At 37.0% G+C, this 19,727-nt stretch carries 16 protein-coding genes; 11 read left to right on the forward strand and 5 right to left on the reverse strand.

The features are described 5' to 3' along the window. Positions 1 to 242: 242 nt before the first annotated feature. From ACZZZW_RS14315 to ACZZZW_RS14325, 3 genes are all read left to right on the forward strand, one after another. Positions 243 to 1,334, forward strand: a complete 1,092-nt coding sequence (locus ACZZZW_RS14315; RefSeq protein WP_463494317.1) for a PQQ-dependent sugar dehydrogenase — start codon at positions 243 to 245, stop codon at positions 1,332 to 1,334. Positions 1,335 to 1,630: 296 nt separating this feature from the next. After that, complete coding sequence (locus ACZZZW_RS14320) at positions 1,631 to 2,347, forward strand: CoA transferase subunit A (protein WP_463494319.1); 717 nt, start codon at positions 1,631 to 1,633, stop codon at positions 2,345 to 2,347. 74 nt (positions 2,348 to 2,421) lie between these two features. Continuing rightward, entirely contained in the window at positions 2,422 to 3,081 is a 660-nt protein-coding gene (locus tag ACZZZW_RS14325) for a CoA transferase subunit B (protein WP_055911530.1), read from the forward strand. 245 nt (positions 3,082 to 3,326) lie between these two features. Here the strand turns inward: ACZZZW_RS14325 and ACZZZW_RS14330 are convergent, their stop codons facing one another. Together ACZZZW_RS14330 and ACZZZW_RS14335 are read right to left on the reverse strand one after the other, a co-directional pair. Next, positions 3,327 to 3,977 (reverse strand): uridine kinase family protein, encoded by a 651-nt coding sequence (locus ACZZZW_RS14330; RefSeq protein ID WP_463494321.1) that lies wholly within the window; start codon positions 3,975 to 3,977, stop codon positions 3,327 to 3,329. Then, positions 3,974 to 5,503 carry a muramidase family protein gene (locus ACZZZW_RS14335; RefSeq protein WP_463494323.1) on the reverse strand — a complete coding sequence of 510 codons (1,530 nt, stop codon included), beginning with the start codon at positions 5,501 to 5,503 and terminating at the stop codon, positions 3,974 to 3,976. Before ACZZZW_RS14335 ends, ACZZZW_RS14330 begins: the two co-directional genes overlap by 4 nt. A gap of 282 nt (positions 5,504 to 5,785) precedes the next feature. Here ACZZZW_RS14335 and ACZZZW_RS14340 point away from each other — a divergent pair, with 282 nt between their 5' ends. From ACZZZW_RS14340 to ACZZZW_RS14350, 3 genes are all read left to right on the forward strand, one after another. Continuing rightward, entirely contained in the window at positions 5,786 to 6,265 is a 480-nt protein-coding gene (locus ACZZZW_RS14340) for a Dps family protein (protein WP_463494325.1), read from the forward strand. A gap of 105 nt (positions 6,266 to 6,370) precedes the next feature. Next, positions 6,371 to 8,206: a UbiD family decarboxylase gene (locus ACZZZW_RS14345; protein ID WP_463494327.1), complete on the forward strand. Its 1,836-nt coding sequence runs from the start codon at positions 6,371 to 6,373 to the stop codon at positions 8,204 to 8,206. Positions 8,207 to 8,253: 47 nt separating this feature from the next. Beyond that, positions 8,254 to 10,677 (forward strand): hypothetical protein, encoded by a 2,424-nt coding sequence (locus tag ACZZZW_RS14350; protein WP_463494329.1) that lies wholly within the window; start codon positions 8,254 to 8,256, stop codon positions 10,675 to 10,677. Positions 10,678 to 10,726: 49 nt separating this feature from the next. Here the strand turns inward: ACZZZW_RS14350 and ACZZZW_RS14355 are convergent, their stop codons facing one another. Continuing rightward, entirely contained in the window at positions 10,727 to 12,265 is a 1,539-nt protein-coding gene (locus tag ACZZZW_RS14355; RefSeq protein WP_463494331.1) for an OmpP1/FadL family transporter, read from the reverse strand. A 21-nt stretch (positions 12,266 to 12,286) separates the two neighbouring features. Next, positions 12,287 to 13,297: a hypothetical protein gene (locus ACZZZW_RS14360; RefSeq protein WP_055911508.1), complete on the reverse strand. Its 1,011-nt coding sequence runs from the start codon at positions 13,295 to 13,297 to the stop codon at positions 12,287 to 12,289. Between the two features lie 196 nt (positions 13,298 to 13,493). On the opposite strand from ACZZZW_RS14360, the gene proS reads away from it, so the two are divergent. The 5 genes from proS (at position 13,494) to ACZZZW_RS14385 (ending at position 19,248) form a co-directional block, all read left to right on the forward strand. Continuing rightward, a complete protein-coding gene (gene proS / locus ACZZZW_RS14365; protein WP_055911505.1) occupies positions 13,494 to 14,966 on the forward strand; it encodes a proline--tRNA ligase in 1,473 nt (490 codons plus the stop codon). Positions 14,967 to 15,048: 82 nt separating this feature from the next. Next, positions 15,049 to 16,188 (forward strand): cystathionine gamma-synthase, encoded by a 1,140-nt coding sequence (locus tag ACZZZW_RS14370; RefSeq protein WP_055911502.1) that lies wholly within the window; start codon positions 15,049 to 15,051, stop codon positions 16,186 to 16,188. Between the two features lie 211 nt (positions 16,189 to 16,399). Next, positions 16,400 to 17,251, forward strand: coding sequence for a TIGR02757 family protein (locus tag ACZZZW_RS14375; protein WP_463494334.1), 852 nt, complete (start codon positions 16,400 to 16,402; stop codon positions 17,249 to 17,251). Between the two features lie 114 nt (positions 17,252 to 17,365). Beyond that, on the forward strand, positions 17,366 to 17,980 hold the full coding sequence (locus tag ACZZZW_RS14380; RefSeq protein ID WP_055911496.1) for a Crp/Fnr family transcriptional regulator: 615 nt from the start codon (positions 17,366 to 17,368) through the stop codon (positions 17,978 to 17,980). Between the two features lie 620 nt (positions 17,981 to 18,600). Continuing rightward, on the forward strand, positions 18,601 to 19,248 hold the full coding sequence (locus tag ACZZZW_RS14385; protein ID WP_463494336.1) for a response regulator: 648 nt from the start codon (positions 18,601 to 18,603) through the stop codon (positions 19,246 to 19,248). A 33-nt stretch (positions 19,249 to 19,281) separates the two neighbouring features. On the opposite strand, the gene ACZZZW_RS14390 is transcribed toward ACZZZW_RS14385, so the two are convergent. Beyond that, positions 19,282 to 19,455, reverse strand: a complete 174-nt coding sequence (locus ACZZZW_RS14390; protein WP_463494337.1) for a hypothetical protein — start codon at positions 19,453 to 19,455, stop codon at positions 19,282 to 19,284. Positions 19,456 to 19,727: the final 272 nt, after the last annotated feature.

A 19,727-nucleotide genomic window follows, 5' to 3' on the forward strand; every position in this document is an offset into this window, starting at 1 on the left:
TTTGACAAGGAATCTTGATATAATACTGGTGTGTTAAGATCCCCGCCTGCGCGAGGATGGCGGTATGGAGGTGAATTCCTATCCACCGTCATTTCGACCGTAGTGGAGAAATCTTTGGATAGGCTTATATAAATCTTAAAAGATTTCTCGGCTGCGCTTTGCTTCGCTCGAAATGACGGAGCTGGCGATAAATAATAAAACTTTTTTGCTCGTAACTGTTTTATTTTTAAAACGTTACGGTTATGAAAAAAATCTTACTCTGTCTTTTTGTGGTAATGGTTGCCACAACTTGCAAAAAGAATGATAATGATGGTAATGAAGATCCAGGAACACTACCTGATGTAACGTTAAAATCAAAGGTTTTAGTTTCTGGTTTAAGTTTACCATGGGAAATGGTTTATGGTCCTGATAACTTTATCTGGTTTACAGAAAAGGCCGGCAAAATTAGTCGCTTAAATCCTTCAACTGGTCAGGTTACTCCATTACTTACCATAAGCGAAGTGCGTACGAATGGAGAAGGCGGTTTGTTAGGTATGGCACTCCATCCCGATTTCTCTTCAAACCCATACGTTTATGTAATTTATGGTTACGGAAGCACCTATAAAGCTAAAGTAGTGCGATATATTTATAGTAGTGGTAATTTAACGGGTGCACAGACTTTAATGGATCAAATTCCGGCAGCTTCCATTCACAATGGATCGCGTTTATTAATAAGTGGCGGTAAACTGTTTATCAGTACTGGCGATGCCTCTGATACGGCCAACCCTCAAAATTTAAATTCGCTGGCTGGTAAAATTCTGAGGATAAATTTAGATGGATCAATCCCGGCTGATAATCCTTTTCCCAATAATCCGGTTTGGAGTTTAGGGCATCGTAATGCGCAGGGATTAGTTCAGGTTGGTGGCAAAATATTTTCTTCTGAACATGGACCGGATTCTGATGATGAAATTAATATTATCGAAAAAGGGAGAAATTATGGATGGCCGAACATCAAGGGTTTTTGCAATGAAAGTAACGAACAATCCTTTTGCAGCCTGAATAAGGTAGCAGAACCTTTAATCAATTGGACACCAACCATTGCACCGAGTGGATTAACATATTACAATTCTGATTATATACCGCAATTTAAAAATTCGCTTTTGTTGGCGGTACTAAAAGGTACCAAATTGATGCAGCTAAAACTAGATGAGGCACAAACAAAAATTACAGCTACAAAAGATTTTTATGTGAATACGTATGGAAGGATAAGGGCTGTATGCCAATCACCTGAAGGAAAAATTTATATCTGCACCAGTAATGGAAGTGACGATAAAATTATTGAAATTTCGAAATAAGCTTATTTCTTTTTATTTCCGGGGCATTTTTTACAACGCTTACCTTTTTTAAATTTCTCACAACATTTTTTGTGCTCAGCAGTGCAGCTGAAAATAAAACCCATTCCTTTTTGAAACTCAGGATCGGTGGGTAATGTGAATAGGCTATCTTCTCTCTCGTAAATCATTGCAGTACAAATATAATGGTTATTTAGATTAATTCCAATTGATTAGTATTCCTATTGGATTTAAAAATTATAAATGCATCATTTATGAAGGCAATTTGTAATTTAGCGAACTAACCAAAAATTCATAAAATGATAAATAAAGTGGTATCTGGTGCTGAAGAAGCCATCAAAGATATATCAGATGGTGCTACCATCATGCTCGGTGGTTTCGGCCTTTGTGGTATTCCGGAAAATTGTATAAATGCTTTGGTAACCAAACAGGTGAAAAATTTAACCTGTATTTCCAATAATGCCGGGGTAGATGATTTTGGGATCGGTTTAATGCTTAAACAGCGTCAGGTTAAAAAGATGATATCTTCTTACGTGGGCGAAAATGCGGAGTTTGAAAGGCAGTTGCTTAGCGGTGAACTTGAGGTAGATCTTATTCCGCAAGGTACTTTGGCTACCAGATGTTTGGCTGCGGGATATGGTATGCCTGCTATATTTACTCCCGCAGGCGTAGGTACAGAAGTGGCAGAAGGAAAAGAGGTGCGCAATTTCGATGGTAAAGATTATTTAATGGAACATGCCTTCGATGCTGATTTTGCAATTGTTAAAGCATGGAAAGGGGATTCAGCAGGTAATCTAATCTTCCGATCAACAAGTCGGAATTTTAATCCTGTAATGGCCATGGCTGGTAAAATTACCATTGCCGAAGTTGAAGAATTGGTAGCGGCTGGTGAACTTGATCCAGATTACATTCATACACCGGGTATTTATGTGCATCGAATTTTTCAGGGTAAGGATTACGAAAAAAGAATTGAACAACGAACGGTGAGGAAGAGGAGTGACGAGTCTGAAATTTAGTAGCAGCTTCGAACATTCAGTCATAAAAAAAATCAGTTATTCCATCATCCAACATTCAATTATTTACAATTTTTATGTTTTCAAAAGAAGAGATCGCTCAGCGCATTGCTAAAGAAATAAAAGACGGATACTATGTTAACCTTGGCATTGGTATACCCACTTTGGTTGCCAATTATATTCCAAAGGGCATTAACGTAGTGTTACAATCAGAAAACGGTTTACTCGGTATGGGGCCATTTCCGTTTGAGGGAGAAGAGGATGCCGACTTAATTAATGCCGGCAAACAAACCATTACCACTTTACCCGGATCATCTATTTTTGATTCAGCGATGAGTTTCGGGATGATCCGTTCGCAGAAAGTAGATTTAACTATTCTTGGTGCCATGGAGGTTTCGGAAAATGGCGATATCGCGAACTGGAAAATTCCTGGTAAAATGGTTAAAGGGATGGGAGGAGCAATGGATTTGGTGGCATCGGCCAAAAATATTATTGTAGCCATGCAGCATATTAATAAAGCAGGCGAAAGCAAGTTGTTACCGAAATGTACATTGCCATTAACGGGTGTAAAGTGTATCAAAAAAATTGTGACTGAGCTGGCTGTTTTAGATGTTTTACCTGAAGGTGGTTTTAAACTTTTGGAGCGTGCCCCTGGTGTGAGTATCGAGTTTATACAAAAATCTACTGCGGGGAGATTGGTAGTGGAAGGGGAGATCCCTGAGATGAGGTTAGATTAAGTGGTGGTTTGTGGGGACACAAACCACGGTAATAGCGAAGGGGGAAGATACCTGAAATGAGGTTGGATTAAGTGGTGGTTTGTGGGGATACAAATCAGGCAGACGAAGATGATCTTCTCTGGCCCGAAGGGGGGCTTAGTAGATTCTGTAAAGCTATAAAGGCATTATGATTCCAAATCAAGTTGGAATAACGATTCTTTACGAAAAAAAAGAAGTCAAGTTTTAAAAACTTGACTTCTTTCATTTTAATGTATATCTACTAAAATACTATTCCTTAAATCGTTCGAAATATCTTCAGTAATGGCGATAATTTCATCTGGTTCGTTGGTGTTGTTCATCACCACTTTGTTGCATGCTTCACGATAGGGAAGTAGGTATTCTTTATAAGCGGGTACAACATGGTTGTGCCATTTATACAATACATCTTCTTCGGGATAACCGCGTTCCAGTCCATCGCGTTTAATGCGCCGGTCTAAAGCAACCTGTTCATCTGCATCAACAAATATTGTATGATCCAAAAGCATAGCTATTTCTTTAAAGTGAAGAATAAAAAGACCTTCAACGATAATTATTGGTGCGGATTTAATTTCGAGTATTTTAACTACGGCTAATGGATTGTTAAAATTGTATTCCTTTTTATAAACAACTTCACCGCTCATTAATTGCTTTATGTCTCTTAAAAACTGTTCGCTATCAATGGTTGATGGCAGATCAAAATTGTAAAGCTTATTTTCTTCCTGGGTCATGTCGCCAGCCGGAATGTAATAATCATCCTGTGATACAAGCGTTACCTCATCTTGTTTAAAATGATGAAGAAAGCAGTTTAAGAAAAAAGTTTTACCCGATCCGCTACCACCGGCAATGCCAATAATGAAAGGCTTTTTGTTCGAACTCATTGAGCACTATAAGTTAAATTGCAGAAAAAACGTTTATCTAAAGCGCCCAGTGAATCGGCTACTGCTTTAGTCATTACAATGATAACATCTTTTGTGGATTCGTTCTCTGTAAATTTACCAACAACCTTTGCAAAGGTTGTGCGGTTTGTCATTGGGTTGGTAATCTTAATTACCCTTCCTACAGGTGCTGTGCGGTGTAAAACCAGCATTTTTGTGCCATCAAGATCCTGATCGGCAATCCATACTGCGGTACCTTTTTCCTCGATCTGACTCAAGCCATAAACACTCGGATCGCGACGCAGTTTGGGGTCTTTTACCATGGTACTGTCCGGTTCATTCTCCTGGTCTTCTTTCGAAGCATCATTAACCGACTTTGGTTGTGGTGGTTTCGGGATAATCAGTTTCTGATCAACTTTGATGTTATTATCCTCCAATTTATTAGCTGTCCTGATCTGAAAAGCAGTTAGGTTATATTTTTTTGCAATTGAAAAAATATTTTCTCCGGTAGCTACTATATGGATAAAACTTTCTTCTTTTGTTACTGGTGTTTCTTTAACTTTTGTTTCTGCCTGTTTCTCTACCGGAACCTGAACTTCGGCAACAATACCTCCCGGAACTTTTAAAACCTGTCCAATGGTAATCGCATTATCAGGAAGGTCGTTTAGTTTTCTGATCTGATAAGCAGTAATGCCATATTGTTTGGCAATGGTGAAAATGGTTTCATTCCTTAGCACAGTATGTGTTCCTGATGCATCAGTAGGTTTATTTTCCTGAACTGGTTTTTCTTCAGCAGTTGCTGTTACAACCTTATTATCATTGATATTTTTAGTTGCCGGAATTTTAAGTTTCTGCCCTATACGGAGATTATTTCCCGAAAGGTTGTTGGCTTTTTTTACTTCCTCTACGGTAGTACCATATTTCTCGGCAATTTTACCTAAAAACTCTTTTGGTGCAACAGTATGCTCAATCATGGTTTGATCAGCAGATGGTGTATTGGTTTGTGGAGTTTCTGTATTGTTTTTTACTGGCGGCGGCGTTACAGGAGCAGCTGTAGCAGTTTGTTCTCCATTTTTTACAGGAATTTTCAATACCTGACCAATGCTTAAATTATTTCCGCTTAGGTTATTTAAAGCTTTAATCTCATTTATGGTTGTGCCATATTTTTCGGCCAGCATATTTAAATTTTCCTTTGCCTTAATGGTATGTTCAATCACATTACCGGTAGCAGCACCTGGAGTTTGTGCAGTAGCGGTTGATCCTGTTGCAGTGAAAGGAATATTTGTTGGTACTTTAATAATTATACCAACCTGAAGGTACTTATTATCGTTAAAGGCGATAATGTCTTTAGGGGCAACATTATATCTCCGTCCGATGGAATAATAAGTATCCTTTGCAACGGTTTGGTGAACAATCAGTTTTTTGCCTTTATTATTTTCTACACCGATAGAGTCTCTTGCTGTACTGGCTTTGGCATTTGCAATGTTTAAAGCAAATAACACCACAGCAGATAAATATATTTTATGCATTTATTTTATGTAAATTTTTAAGTCAAAGGGAGCAATTATACGAATAATATTGTTAATCAGCCTATGTTATGCTTCTCGTTTTAGGGTAAAAATAAGATGACTTTATTAAGCTGATGTTGGTATGCTATTCATTAACAAATGTTTATAAAATTGTTATCCCTGTAATATTGAATATTAAACGATCTAATAAATAACGTATTGTTCAAAAGACAAAATTGGATAAAACTTTTATAAATTTGGGTTGTTAGGTAGACACTAAAATACACCATAAATAATAACAAAATGGACGCCAAAGAAATAAGCTTAAACGAAAAAGAAGTTAAACCAGTTGTTGATCTTTTAAACGATTACCTGGCTAATTACCACATCCATTACCAAAAACTGAGAGGTTGCCATTGGAATATTAAAGGGCAAAACTTTTTTACACTTCATGTAAAGTTTGAAGAATTATATACCAATGCGCAGTTAACCATTGATGAAATTGCCGAACGTGTTTTAACTTTAGGTAAACCTCCACATAGCCGTTTTGCGGATTACATTAAAGAATCTAAAATTAAAGAGATTGATACTATTGGCCTTAAAGACCTTGATATGGTTGGTGCAATTTTAGACGATATGGCTACCTTGATTGAATTGGAAAGAGAACTTTTAGATGCAACTGATGCTGCCGGAGACGACGGTTCGAATGATATGGTAAACCGCTTTATGCAATTTAAAGAGAAAAACACCTGGATGTTACGCTCTTTTGCAGGAAAAAAATAGAGTCAAATGATCTTGTTGAAAGCCCTAAATAAGTAGCATTATTGTAAAATCTGCTTATATAGGGCTTTTTTGTTTCTCAGAAAATCTAATTATTTATCTTTGGGCATGGCATACAAAAGTTTAGCAGAATGTGTATCCGATCTTGAAAAGCACGGTCATTTAATCAGAATAAAAGAAGAAGTAGATCCCTATTTAGAAATGGCAGCCATCCATTTAAGGGTTTACGAAAATAAAGGGCCTGCAATATTATTCGAAAATGTAAAAGGAAGTCCTTTTCCGGCAGTTTCTAACCTGTTTGGTACCTTAGAACGGTCAAAATTTATTTTTAGGGATACTTTGCCAAAAGTACAACAATTGGTTTCGCTCCGAAACGATCCGATGAAGGCTCTGAAGAATCCTTTCAAATATGCAGGTACGGCAATGTCGGCCCTTTCTGCGCTGCCACTTAAAACACCTTCTGCAAAAAACAAATTTTTAAAAACGACCATCAGTCAGTTGCCGCAAATTGTAAACTGGCCTATGGATGGCGGCCCTTTTGTAACCATGCCGCAGGTATACACTGAGGATGTAGATAAACCTGGTGTTTTAAATGCCAATTTAGGTATGTACCGCATTCAATTAGGTGGAAACGATTATATTCAGGATAAAGAGATTGGCTTGCATTATCAAATTCATAGGGGTATAGGCGTGCATCAATCAAAAGCCAATGCCTTAGGTTTACCTTTAAAAGTAAGTGTTTTTGTCGGCGGCCCACCTTCACACCCTTTAGCAGCTGTTATGCCTTTGCCTGAAGGTCTTTCTGAAATGACTTTTGCGGGAGCCCTGGGGGATAGAAGATTCCGTTACTTTTATGATGATGAAGGTTTTTGTATCTCTGCAGATGCAGATTTTATCATTACGGGTACTGTTTATCCAAATGAAAATAAGCCAGAAGGTCCATTCGGTGATCATTTAGGTTATTATAGCCTAACGCACTCGTTTCCTTTGATGAAAGTGCATAATGTGTATCATAAAAGGGATGCCATCTGGTCGTTTACCGTAGTAGGCAGGCCACCGCAAGAGGATACCAGTTTCGGTGCTTTAATTCACGAAATTACAGGTTCGGCAATACCACAAGAAATACATGGTTTAAAAGAAGTTCATGCTGTTGACGCCGCAGGCGTGCATCCTTTGCTTTTTGCCATTGGCAGCGAGCGTTACACGCCCTATTTAAAGGAAAGAAGACCGCAGGAAATTTTAACTATCGCGAATCATATTTTGGGTAAAAACCAATTGAGTTTGGCCAAATACCTGTTTATCGCAGCCAAGGAAGATGATCAACATTTGAATACCCATCATATTGAAGATTTTATTCAACATATTCTAACACGGATCGACTTAACCCGTGATGTTCATTTTTATACCAATACCACAATTGATACACTTGATTATAGTGGCGACGGACTGAACAGCGGATCAAAAGTTGTAATAGCTGCCGCAGGCGATAAAAAGCGGGAACTTTGGAATAAAATTCCTGATGGATTGAAATTGAGTGATGGGTTTTATCAGCCTGAGATCGCCATGCCTGGCGTACTTGTTTTAGAAAGTAATAAATATTTAAATCCTGAAAAAACTGCGGCTGAAATTGCTTTGCTAAATATGGCGTTGATTGATCAGGATTTGTCAGGATTGCCTTTAATAGTATTGGCAGATGATGCCAAGTTTACGGCTGCTACTGTTGATAACCTGGTTTGGGTAGCTTTTACAAGAAGTAATCCGGCAGCAGATATATATGGTATTAATGATTTTACAATCAATAAGCACTGGGGTTGCAAAGGTTCTTTGATCATTGATGCACGGAAAAAGCCCCACCATGCACCAGAATTAATTAAAGATGCTGAAACAGAAAAGAAACTGGATGTTTTGGCAAAAAGCGGAGGAAGCCTGCAAGGAATTATTTAATTGAAAATTTGAATTAAATTTTTGAATTTTAGGCATATCATTCCATTATGCTGTCAAAATTCTATATTCTATTATTGCTTGCATTCTTTTTTTTTGTAAAAGCAAAAGCTCAGGATAGAAAATTAGATAGCATTGCCCTAAATCTTGATCGTTATGCTTCAAAAACAGCAACCTCTGAGTTGTTTGTTCACTATGATAAAAATGTATATACCAATAATGATCAGGTTTGGTTTACTGGCTATTTGCTCAAAACCATTACTGGTTTAGACGGATACCATACTTTATATTTATCACTGATTAATAATCAAGACAGCTCAATTGTTCTTCAGCAGAAATTTTTAATTGATAAAGGTTTTGCATTAGGTGCATTAACACTTCCGGATTCGTTGCCTAGTGGTGCTTATCGTTTCGTTGCAAACACCAATATTAAAATTAATAATCAACCCGATGGTGCATTTATTCAGCCCATCACCATTAAATCTACAACCGTAAATGCGTTAACGGCAAACCTTTCTATTTTTAAAGCCTACGATGAAGAAACTAAAAATGGAACAGCTTTGTTAAAAGTTTTATCAAGCGATAACCGTTTTGTTGAAGGGGCTGAGGTTAAGTATCAGATTGGAGGCGATAAAGAACGCTTGCAAACTGGTGTTGCCAAAAGCAGTGTAATTGGCGAATTGATGATTAGTTACCCCGCCCAAAAGATCACATCGGCAAATAATCTGCTCACAGTGAGGGTTAAAAAAGGAAAAGAAGTGAGGTACGTGAAGCTTGCGCTTCCAATTAGAACTCAAAGCCGGTATAATGTCCAGTTTTATCCTGAAGGCGGTTATCTTGTTGATCATTTAACATCTAATGTAGGTTTCGAAATAAAAGATTTAGATGGATCGGTAATACAAACAACTGCTGTTTTGTATGAAAATGATTTGGCCCTTGATACCATACAAACCAGTTCGATTGGAATTGGTTCATTTTCAATTTGTCCAAAACTACCAAAACTTTATTCCGTTAAACTTTTGGCAAAAGATCAGGCTGATGTTAAATTTAATTTGCCAACACCACTTCAAAATGGTGTGGTATTAAGTGCTGGTTCTGCTATTGCAAATGGCTATTTCAGGGTTCAGCTAGAAAGTAATTCAAATACTAAAGTTCATGTTCTGGTGCACAATTTTTCTTCTGTTTTGCTTCATACTGAGTTAAACCTGACTACAAATAAAATTCAAAATATAAAGTTTAAGTTGGATTCTGTTCCAATTGGATTGCATACTGTAACTGTTTTAGATGCGAATTACCGCCCCATTGCAGAAAGAATTTTTTTCGCACATTATGATCAGCTTAACCAAACTGAACTAATTACAGATAAAAATGAATACAACACCAGGGATCAGGTAAATTTAAAACTCAATGTTTTGAAAGATAACAAGCATGTTGCTGCAGTGGTATCAGTTGCTTGTGTGCAGTATAACAGGATTTCGGGCAGCAATAATCAGAATATTATTGATTATTTTTATTTAGGGCAATACTTAAACAAACTCCCCAACCATCCGATGGGTGTAAAATATGTTGATCAGAAATACCTTAATGATGTTTTGTTGGTTAAAACATGGAGTAGGTATAAATGGCCTCAAAGCGTGGTAGCAGAAACTGAAAAAAATAAGATTATTTCCAGTTTAGATTATTCAGGCAGCATTACCCGGAAAAAAAAGTTGCTTGAAAGTCCGATGGGTTTATCAACAATAGCTGGAGAAAACCTTTATTTTCTTAATACAGACAGTGCAGGACAATTTAGTATTCCATTTACCAATCTGATTACTGCAACGCCAAAAGTACCTGTTTGGTTAAGTATGGCTACATCAAAATATGATCAGTACGACCTTAAAATAAAAGAGCCACAGGATGAATTGAAAAAGTATTTGATGCAGCAAAATTTTGAATCGCTAACCACTAAATCAGCCATTTTAAATGAGGATACACAAAGTATAACATCAGTTGCAGGAATTAGCTTAAAAGAAGTGGTAATTAAGAAAACCAAAGATGACAGAACCGGTTTTGCCAAAAATGCTTTTGCAAATGGCTGCGGCGATTATGTTTGCAGGTACAATATTTTAAACTGCCCTAATCACAGCGGCGATTTTGAAAACACCAGTCCGGTTAAAGGCAAAGCCTATGCAAATGGTAGAGGAGGCACAACTGTTTATCAAGGATGTACAGATCAGCAATCAAAACCCAACATCACTATTTTAAAAGGAATAAACCTTCCTAAAGAATTTTATGTAGCCGATATAAATAATAAAAATGAACCCATCAATTTTGCAACGGTTTATTGGAATTACCAGTTATTGGTTAATGGAGAAACCCCAATTACTTTTAATACCGGCGATTTAACCGGACAGTTTAAAATTGTTGTGCAAGGCGTTACAGATGGGGGAGTGGTGTATGGGGAAAAGGAGATATTGGTAAAGGCTAGGTAAAAAAGGGCGAAGATTAAAAATCTTCGCCCTTTTAAATTATTATGTAATCTTAAAATCTTACTCCAAAAGTTAAAAATACATTGTTCCTTTTGCTTTTAACATCTGCAACAGGCTCACTGTAATCATCTAACAAGTATGGGCTTGAGTTGAAATTTGTTTTGTAACTTTGGTATGCCACATCGAAATAATAGTTATCTATTCGGTATCCAATACCACCTGTGTAGTATTGGCCCTGGTAAAATTTATTATCGCCGCCTTTAACACCGTTACCATTTACACCATATCCTACACGAAGACTTAACTCATTAGTTGCTTTTACTTCTGCACCAACTCTATAATTCACTGCTTCTTTATAAGCTTCTTTAATGAAAGCGTTGTTGCTGTTGATTGTAGAAAGATCAGATCCGTTTGAATCAGAAAAACGCATTGAAGAATAATCAATATAATCTACATCAGCCGATATTAATGCCGTACCAGCAATTACATAACTAACACCTGCAGATGCTTTTAAAGGCGTACGCAGGTTATAAGTGAATGAATAATATTGGGTTGGATTATTGGATTTTGTTGGCGGAGTATTGGCATTTCCAGCCGTAGTAGCCTGTAAGGTTTCACTAGTATTATCTTCAATATTCATCCATGTAGGAGTTTGAAAATTTAAACCGATTCTTAATTCGCTTACTGGCCTAAAAATTGCACCTAATTTTAAATTGAAACCACCACCTTTAGTTTCCTGATTTCTGAAATGGGTAAGGTTGTAATTTTCATTTCCGTTGTAAGTTGGTACCTGTGGTAAAACTGCACCATCATTATAAGAATTTAGAATTCCTGATTCGGTAAATGTAGCATCACTTGTATATTTTACATTAACAAAACTGGCGGTTGCACCAATATATACCTTATTGCCAAAATTTAGGGCTCCTGCCACGTTAAATTCTGAAGTAGAACCTAAGCGGGCTTCATCCCAGTTTTGTTTAAAATTGGCGTTATTATAGGGTTCAGCAGAATATTGATTAGGAAAAGTCGGTGTATTTCTATTGATGATGTAACTATTATAAGCATCGCCAGCAATAGAGTTTTCAATTCCGTTATTATTTGCCTGATCAACATATGAATCCCTGATCGAGCTATTGGTATTTGTACCATTATAGCTGATATTATTTAAAAAATCATTGTTGCGGTTATAGCTTAAACCGAAAACGGTACTTACTAAGCCTTTATCTACATCAGATCCTTTCATTTTTGCAGCAGGACTATAAAATACTACGCCAATATTGTTCAGGTTAATCTGGCTTTTATTCGCTTTGATATTTTTGCCTAAATATGCACTATTGTTCGAAACGGAATTAAATTCAGGGGTGATGCTGAATTCAGATTTGGTAAATAAACCCAACCCGGCCGGATTGGCATTGATTGAACCAATATCGCCTCCAACACCGATTTGTGCGCCGCCCATTCCTTTAAATCGTGAAGAGCTTCCATAATTGGTTTGTGAGAAACGGAATGCATCGGGTGCATAACTTTGGGCATATGTTGTTCCCATAGTAGCTACTGTAGCTACTAGAGAAGCAAGGATGATTTTTTTCATTTGTGTGTTTAGATTTTATAATTAACCTCTTCCAGCTCTTGATGGTCTAGAACCACCGCCGCCGCCTCCGCCGCCATTAGAGCCACCGCCGCCGCCATTTGATGGTGGAGGTGAATAAGATGGTCTGCTTTCAGTTCTTGCTGGTTGTTGTGGTGTATAATTTTCGTTTCTGGTTGGTCTGCTGCCTTGTGTACCTTGAGGTGAATAATTATCATTTCTGGTTGGTCTGCCACTTTGGTTACCTTGACCTTGTGTGTAAACGCCACCTTGATTTCTTGCTGGTCGGCCAGCATTATTATTTGGTGCATAAGATACTCCACCATTTGGATTACCAACACCAGATCTGCTCGGTCTGCCTACATTGCCGCCATTACCGTTTCCATATCTTGGTGTACCTCTGTCATCACTACCTGGTCTTGGTCTGTTGTAACCTCTGTTGGTATACACACCGCCGCCACCATAGTATCCGCCGCCAATACCCCAGCCACCGCCGTAGTATCCACCGCCCCAACCATAACGGTCGTAATAAGAGTTTGGTCCCCAAGAGTTCCATCCATAAGGATTATTCCATCCGTAGCCAAAGTTGCCATAATAGAATGGATTGCTCCAAATGTTGCTGTAACCGAAACCTCCGCCCCAGCCACCTAAACCGTATCCACTGCTCCAACCCAGGCCATAACCAAGATAGTTAGACGGGCCATAGCTGCTGCCAGAGTAATAATTATCGAAATAAGGATCGTAATAACTTTGGAAACTGTAACCATTGTAAAAACGGTTTATCCTTGAAGAATAATCCATATCGTAATAAGGATTACTGGTTCCATAATATTCATCGTACTCTTCCTGACCGCGATTTTGATTTTGTGCCTGTTGATTTTGAGGAGGTAAAGCAACCTCAACTTCCCGCGCCTTGGCAACAGAATTATAAACATCATCTGCCGGCTTAGTTTGAGCCAATTTTGATGTTGAGCATGATGCCACCAACCCAGCGGCAGCAATCATAACAATGGGTAAAAATTTAATTGGTTTCATTGTGTTTATATTTAGTTGTGTGTGTTCACGAATGAATAAACAAGTTTAATGGTAAATAATTCTTAACTGGTAATTTAGTCAAAAATGAGCAAAAATAATAGATATTAATTTCTTAATATTTTGTAGGCATAAATTTATAAATTTGCCAGCGAATTTTACACTTTTAAACACACAAATTACGTTCCAAATACATAACATGAGCAAAGAAATTACAAGCAGAGAAGCAGATTATTCCCAGTGGTATAATGATATTGTATTAAAAGCAGATTTGGCAGAGCACTCTGCTGTACGTGGTTGCATGGTTATAAAGCCAAATGGTTATGCCATATGGGAAAAAATGCAGGCTGTTTTAGATAAAATGTTTAAGGATACAGGCCACCAAAATGCCTATTTTCCATTATTCATCCCAAAGTCATTTTTTTCTAAGGAAGCTTCTCATGTTGAGGGCTTTGCGACAGAATGTGCCGTTGTAACACATTATCGCTTAAAAAATGACGGTAACGGGAACATTGTGGTTGATGAAACTGCCAAATTGGAAGAGGAGTTAATCGTTCGTCCTACCTCAGAAACAATTATATGGAATACCTATAAAGGATGGATTCAGTCTTACCGCGATTTGCCGATATTGATTAATCAATGGGCCAATGTGGTAAGATGGGAAATGCGTACGAGGTTGTTTTTACGTACTGCAGAATTTTTATGGCAAGAGGGCCATACTGCACATGCTACTGCACAGGAAGCAATTGAAGAAACGGAACGCATGTTGCACATTTATGCCGATTTTGCCGAAAACTGGTTGGCAGTTCCTGTAATCAGGGGGCGTAAATCGCCAAATGAAAGGTTTGCGGGCGCGTTAGATACTTATTGTATTGAAGCATTGATGCAGGATGGTAAAGCTTTACAGGCAGGTACTTCGCACTTTTTGGGCCAGAATTTTGCTAAAGCATTTGACGTTAAATTTACTGGTAAAGATGGAAAACTCGATCACGTTTGGGCTTCATCATGGGGTGTTTCTACCAGGTTAATGGGTGCTTTAATTATGGCACACAGTGACGATTCCGGTTTAATTATTCCACCAAAATTGGCACCAATCCAGGTTGTAATTGTTCCTATTTATAAGAGTGATGAGGATCTTGCCAAAATTTCTACTTATGTAAATGAGTTAACCATGCGGTTAAAGGGAATGGGCGTTTCTGTTAAATATGATGACAGAGATACACAGCGACCTGGTTTTAAGTTTGCTGATTATGAATTGAAAGGTGTGCCAATCCGTGTTGCCATTGGCGGTAGGGATTTAGAAAATAAAACGGTAGAAATTGCCCGTAGAGATACCAAGTTAAAACAAACTGTACCTCAGGAAGGATTGGATATCTACATCATCAAATTATTGGAAGATATTCAGCAAAGTATGTTTAACAAGGCACTGGCTTATCGTGATGAACATATAACTGAGGCCAATAGTTACGAAGAGTTCCAAGAGCTTTTAGATACCAAAGCAGGTTTTATCTCAGCGCACTGGGACGGTACACCAGAAACAGAACAAAAAATAAAAGAAGAAACAAAAGCAACCATACGTTGTATTCCTTTAGATAATAAACTGGAAGATGGGGTATGTATTTATTCAGGCAAGCCTTCAATCCAAAGGGTATTGTTCGCTAGAGCATATTAATTAGACATGAGATTTGAGATGTTAGATTTGAGAATGGATCTCATCTTACATCTTAAGTCTCGCATCTCAAATCTGAAAAAAAATGAAATTCGCAACCAAAGCTATACATGCAGGTCAAGAGCCTGATCCAACAACTGGTGCTGTAATGACACCGATTTACCAAACTTCTACTTATTGGCAAAAATCTCCCGGCGATAACAAAGGATATGAATATTCGAGGGGAACAAATCCAACACGTAAAGCTTTGGAAGACTGTTTAGCTGCTTTGGAAAATGCCAGATATGGTTTGGCTTTTTCGAGTGGAATGGGTGCAACTGATGCCGTATTAAAACTATTGCAGCCTGGCGATGAGGTTATTACCGGAAACGACCTTTACGGAGGATCTTATCGTATTTTTACAAAAATTTATACCAAATATGGCATCAAATTCCATTTTCTGGATCTTTCGAAGCCAGAAAATATGTTGTCTTATATCAATGATAAAACGAAGTTGGTATGGATTGAAACCCCTACAAACCCAACAATGCAAATTATAGATATTGAAGGTGTGGCAAAAATTACAAAAGAGAAAAACTTAATTCTTACAGTTGATAATACTTTTGCTTCACCATACCTGCAAAACCCTATAGATTTAGGAGCAGATATTGTGATGCATTCGGTAACGAAGTACATTGGTGGTCACTCTGATGTGGTGATGGGGGCGTTGGTAACAAATGATGAGCAATTGTATAAAGACCTTTGGTTTATTTACAATGCCTGTGGTGCAACCCCTGGTCCGCAAGATGCATTTTTGGTATTAAGAGGCATTAAAACGCTTCATTTAAGAATGAAAGCGCACTGCGAAAACGGTGAGCGCATTGCCCGTTATTTAAAAACTCATCCAAAGGTTGATAAAATCTACTGGCCGGGTTTTGAAGACCATCCTAACCATGATATCGCTAAAAAACAAATGCGTGGTTTTGGAGGAATGATCTCAATTACCTTAAAAGGTGCAGATTTGGAGGAAACATTTAGAATTTCATCTAATTTTAAGGTATTCACCCTTGCCGAATCTTTAGGTGGGGTAGAATCCTTAATCAATCACCCTGCAACAATGACTCATGGCTCAATTCCTAAGGAAGAAAGAGAGAAAGTAGGCGTTACCGATAACCTTTTGCGTTTAAGCGTTGGGGTAGAGGATATTGATGATCTTTTGGAAGATCTGGAACGCGCATTGGCTTAGGCTAAGTGTAATAAATTGCCGTCATTTCGATTGGAGTACAATGAAGTTGAGGAATCTTTATTTAGGTAGATCTTTCCGCTCCACTGCGTTTCAGTCGAAATGACGTAATTTTTATTGAACCCTTTAAAATATTAACGGATTCCAGCACATTCGTACATCTGCATTCAGTTCGAGGGGTTCGCTACTTCTTTCGTTATAATCAAAATAACCTATGCAATTTTTAGAGCTGAAAAATTTTTTGGATAGTAAAGTTGATCAGTATAACCGACCATATTTTATAGCAAATGATCCCGTTTGTATTCCGCATCTTTTTGATAAAAAGCAGGATATTGAAATTGCAGGTTTTTTTGCTGCTGTTTTGGCCTGGGGGCAGCGTAAAACCATCATTAACAAGTGTAAGGAATTGCTTAATCGCATGGATAATGCTCCTTATGATTTTGTGATTAACCATACAGACGATGATTTAAAGCGGTTGCTAAATTTTAAGCACCGTACTTTTAACGATACGGATTTACTCTATTTTATTTCATTTTTTAAACAGCATTACCAGCATTTTGATAGTTTGGAGCAGGCATTTGTGCCTCAGCAAGATACTTTTTTATCAGAATATTTAACGGTTTCATCCATTGGAAGTGAAATTGAATACGCTTCAGAAGTTTGCTTATCCGGAACATTAACTTTCACCATTGAGCAGGCTTTAAATCACTTCAGGGCCTATTTTTTCTCTTTGGAGGATTTTCCGCACCGCACTAAAAAGCACATTTCTTCGCCAAAGCAAAAATCGACCTGTAAACGCCTAAATATGTTTTTAAGGTGGATGGTTAGGGCAGATGATAATGGTGTGGATTTTGGCATTTGGGATACGCTTAAACCAAAGGATTTGATTTGCCCATGCGATGTGCATGTGGATAGGGTAGGGCGTTTGTTGGGATTGATTAACCGAAAGCAAACTGACTGGCTGACGGCGGTTGAACTCACCGAAAATTTGAAACAATTTGATCCTTCGGATCCTGTGAAATATGATTTCGCCTTGTTTGGCCTAGGGGTAGAAAAGATATTGTAAGGTCGAAAAAATTGAGAAATGTCAAAAAAAACTTCTTTTTTCAATTCTATCTTCTTATCATTACATTGTTATTCTGCTTAAAACGCAGGATTTGTCTGTCCCAACCGTATTCATATGCTCGCAGTCAACTTATCTGATGAAGATAGATGGAAGAAATATAATAATTTTTCTCCCGTGGTCTCAATTTTCAAAAAATTTCATCCTTTAAACATTGAAATTGAAAAACGCATCAATCAACACACTTTTCCTGTAAGTTACAAAAAGAATAAATTTTTAGTTTCTCCGGTAGACCGTAATAAATTCCTTTTTTTGATTGTAAAAGGTGTAGTCAGAGGCTTTGTAAAGGATGGAACGAGTGAAATTACCACCTGGATTGCCAAAGAGAATGAGGTGGTTGGTACGATTCGTAACCTATGGATAGATAGTGATTCGGAGGAGTATTTGCAGGCTTTGGAAGATGTTGATTTAATTGCCATACCACATGTACTTTCAGAATATTTATACGAGAATTTTCCTGAAGCCAATGTTGTAGGGAGGAAGATGATGGAAGTGTATTACCGCTCGGCTGAGGAAAGGGCTTATTTATGCAGAATTTCATCTGCTGAAAAAAGGTATAAGCGATTTTTAGTGTCTTTTCCGGGTTTAATTAACCGGGTCTCTTTAAAGCATATTGCTTCATTTTTAGCCATTCGGCTTGAAACACTTAGTAGGATTAGAGCTAAAATTTAAAAATTCATCTCTAAATTTATTTTCTCTCTTGAATGTATTTTCGTGTAAAGTTGTTATTCGATAATCAATTTACCAAGTTCACCATTTCTATTTTTAGTTAAAACGCGTATAATAAGTTATATAGTTTTAATATTGTTGTTGATTTTTGTCAATAATCGTACTTGTTAGAATAATGATGTATTTCTGTAAAGAAATAACATATATAATGTGTTTTATTTCTAATATTTAATACAGGTTTATTGCCCAAATTTTTAAGCTTATAATATTTAAACGTTTAACGGTTTACCAAAATTTACACATATTGTTTGATTATATGATCTTAAGCGGTATTTATGGTTAAAATGCTGCCAATACAGAGCAGAAAGTTTTTAGAGATGCATAATAAAGTTCATTTTGGTTAAGTTGATGATGAGGAATTTGAGTGTTTTTGGTATCAACAAAACAGGTTTTTATTGATTATTTATGGCTCCAAACAATCTGGTAATTCTGGTGTTAGGTTAGTTTTTAACAGAATTTTAATTTTGTGTATAATAATATTTACATAATTGAACGAAAAATTTACTACAATTGCGTACAAAAAAATAACTTTTTATTAACTTGCAGAAATATTCTTATAAATAATGAAAACAAAAAATGCCGTAAGTACTTTTAGTGTGCTCATTGCTGATGATCACGAAATCATCCGTCGTGGCCTAAAAGGTTTAATATCAGATTTTTGGCCTGGTGTCGAGATCATTCATGCTTCCACTATGGAGCAGGCGCTTGTAGAAGCAGAAAAGTCGCCGAGTTTAATTATCATCGACGTAAATTTACCGGGCGGTAACAACCTTAAGGTTATAGATCAGTTAAAATTGGTTCAGCCAAATGGGAAAATCCTTGTATTTTCTTCATTAAATGAAAACATTTATGCTGTTCCTTATTTAAAATCTGGCGCATCAGGATATTTAACCAAAAATGCAGAAGAATCGGAAATTGTAACCGCAATTACTACCATTTTAGCTGGCAGCCGTTATTCGAGCAGAAATGTTAAAGAAAATATGTTTAACAGCATATTGGGTAATGATGCAGATAATCCATTTACAAAACTTTCTGGCCGCGAGCTTGAAGTTGCAGAATTACTTACCAAAGGCATTGGCGTATTGGAGATTTCCAATCAGCTAAATCTTCAAATGGGTACAGTAAGTACCTACAAACTAAGACTTTTTCAGAAATTAAAAATAAAGAGCATTATAGAACTTGCTGAAAAGATGAGTATCTATGAAAGATAAAAAGAGTGTTAGCACTCTTTTTATCTTATTGCATTAGTTTTCTTTATTTTTTTTAGTCGTACCAACTCCGCTCTCTCCGGATTCGTTCGGGGTAGAGCCTGATTGGCCATATTTAGGCGCTGCACCCTCTCCATTTTGATCAAATGATGCCTTTTCTTTAGAGGTGCCTTTAGTTTTTTCCGTATTTTCTTTGCTTTGAGTTTTCATAATCATGTTTTTATGTATAACTAACAATCTCTAAAAGGCAAAGTTTTGTTAAACGTTTTCATTTTGATATTGAGTGCCTGATAACTTTATTAGTGGCTGCCTGTAAGTTTTACTAAAAGGATTTAAAAGTAATTTTATAAAGGATTAGTAATATGACTGCGCATATTTGGTACTTATCATATTTTGAAATTAATTATTCAATATGACACAACAATTATATAGCTATAAGTTGTTGAAAAGTAATTGATTAGAATCAAACTTCTCTGAATTTC

The sequence above is a fragment of the Pedobacter sp. AC379 genome (genome assembly GCF_979258145.1).

What these genes read in the sequence shown, in the direction of transcription:
- ACZZZW_RS14340 (WP_463494325.1), top strand. Translation starts at nt 5,786, where the DNA reads ATGGACGCCAAAGAAATAAGCTTAAACGAAAAAGAAGTTAAACCAGTT.
- ACZZZW_RS14375 (WP_463494334.1), top strand. Translation starts at nt 16,400, where the DNA reads ATGCAATTTTTAGAGCTGAAAAATTTTTTGGATAGTAAAGTTGATCAG.
- proS (WP_055911505.1), top strand. Translation starts at nt 13,494, where the DNA reads ATGAGCAAAGAAATTACAAGCAGAGAAGCAGATTATTCCCAGTGGTAT.
- ACZZZW_RS14330 (WP_463494321.1), bottom strand. Translation starts at nt 3,977, where the DNA reads ATGAGTTCGAACAAAAAGCCTTTCATTATTGGCATTGCCGGTGGTAGC.
- ACZZZW_RS14320 (WP_463494319.1), top strand. Translation starts at nt 1,631, where the DNA reads ATGATAAATAAAGTGGTATCTGGTGCTGAAGAAGCCATCAAAGATATA.
- ACZZZW_RS14380 (WP_055911496.1), top strand. Translation starts at nt 17,366, where the DNA reads ATGCTCGCAGTCAACTTATCTGATGAAGATAGATGGAAGAAATATAAT.
- ACZZZW_RS14345 (WP_463494327.1), top strand. Translation starts at nt 6,371, where the DNA reads ATGGCATACAAAAGTTTAGCAGAATGTGTATCCGATCTTGAAAAGCAC.
- ACZZZW_RS14390 (WP_463494337.1), bottom strand. Translation starts at nt 19,455, where the DNA reads ATGAAAACTCAAAGCAAAGAAAATACGGAAAAAACTAAAGGCACCTCT.
- ACZZZW_RS14360 (WP_055911508.1), bottom strand. Translation starts at nt 13,297, where the DNA reads ATGAAACCAATTAAATTTTTACCCATTGTTATGATTGCTGCCGCTGGG.
- ACZZZW_RS14370 (WP_055911502.1), top strand. Translation starts at nt 15,049, where the DNA reads ATGAAATTCGCAACCAAAGCTATACATGCAGGTCAAGAGCCTGATCCA.
- ACZZZW_RS14350 (WP_463494329.1), top strand. Translation starts at nt 8,254, where the DNA reads ATGCTGTCAAAATTCTATATTCTATTATTGCTTGCATTCTTTTTTTTT.
- ACZZZW_RS14325 (WP_055911530.1), top strand. Translation starts at nt 2,422, where the DNA reads ATGTTTTCAAAAGAAGAGATCGCTCAGCGCATTGCTAAAGAAATAAAA.
- ACZZZW_RS14385 (WP_463494336.1), top strand. Translation starts at nt 18,601, where the DNA reads ATGAAAACAAAAAATGCCGTAAGTACTTTTAGTGTGCTCATTGCTGAT.
- ACZZZW_RS14335 (WP_463494323.1), bottom strand. Translation starts at nt 5,503, where the DNA reads ATGCATAAAATATATTTATCTGCTGTGGTGTTATTTGCTTTAAACATT.
- ACZZZW_RS14355 (WP_463494331.1), bottom strand. Translation starts at nt 12,265, where the DNA reads ATGAAAAAAATCATCCTTGCTTCTCTAGTAGCTACAGTAGCTACTATG.
- ACZZZW_RS14315 (WP_463494317.1), top strand. Translation starts at nt 243, where the DNA reads ATGAAAAAAATCTTACTCTGTCTTTTTGTGGTAATGGTTGCCACAACT.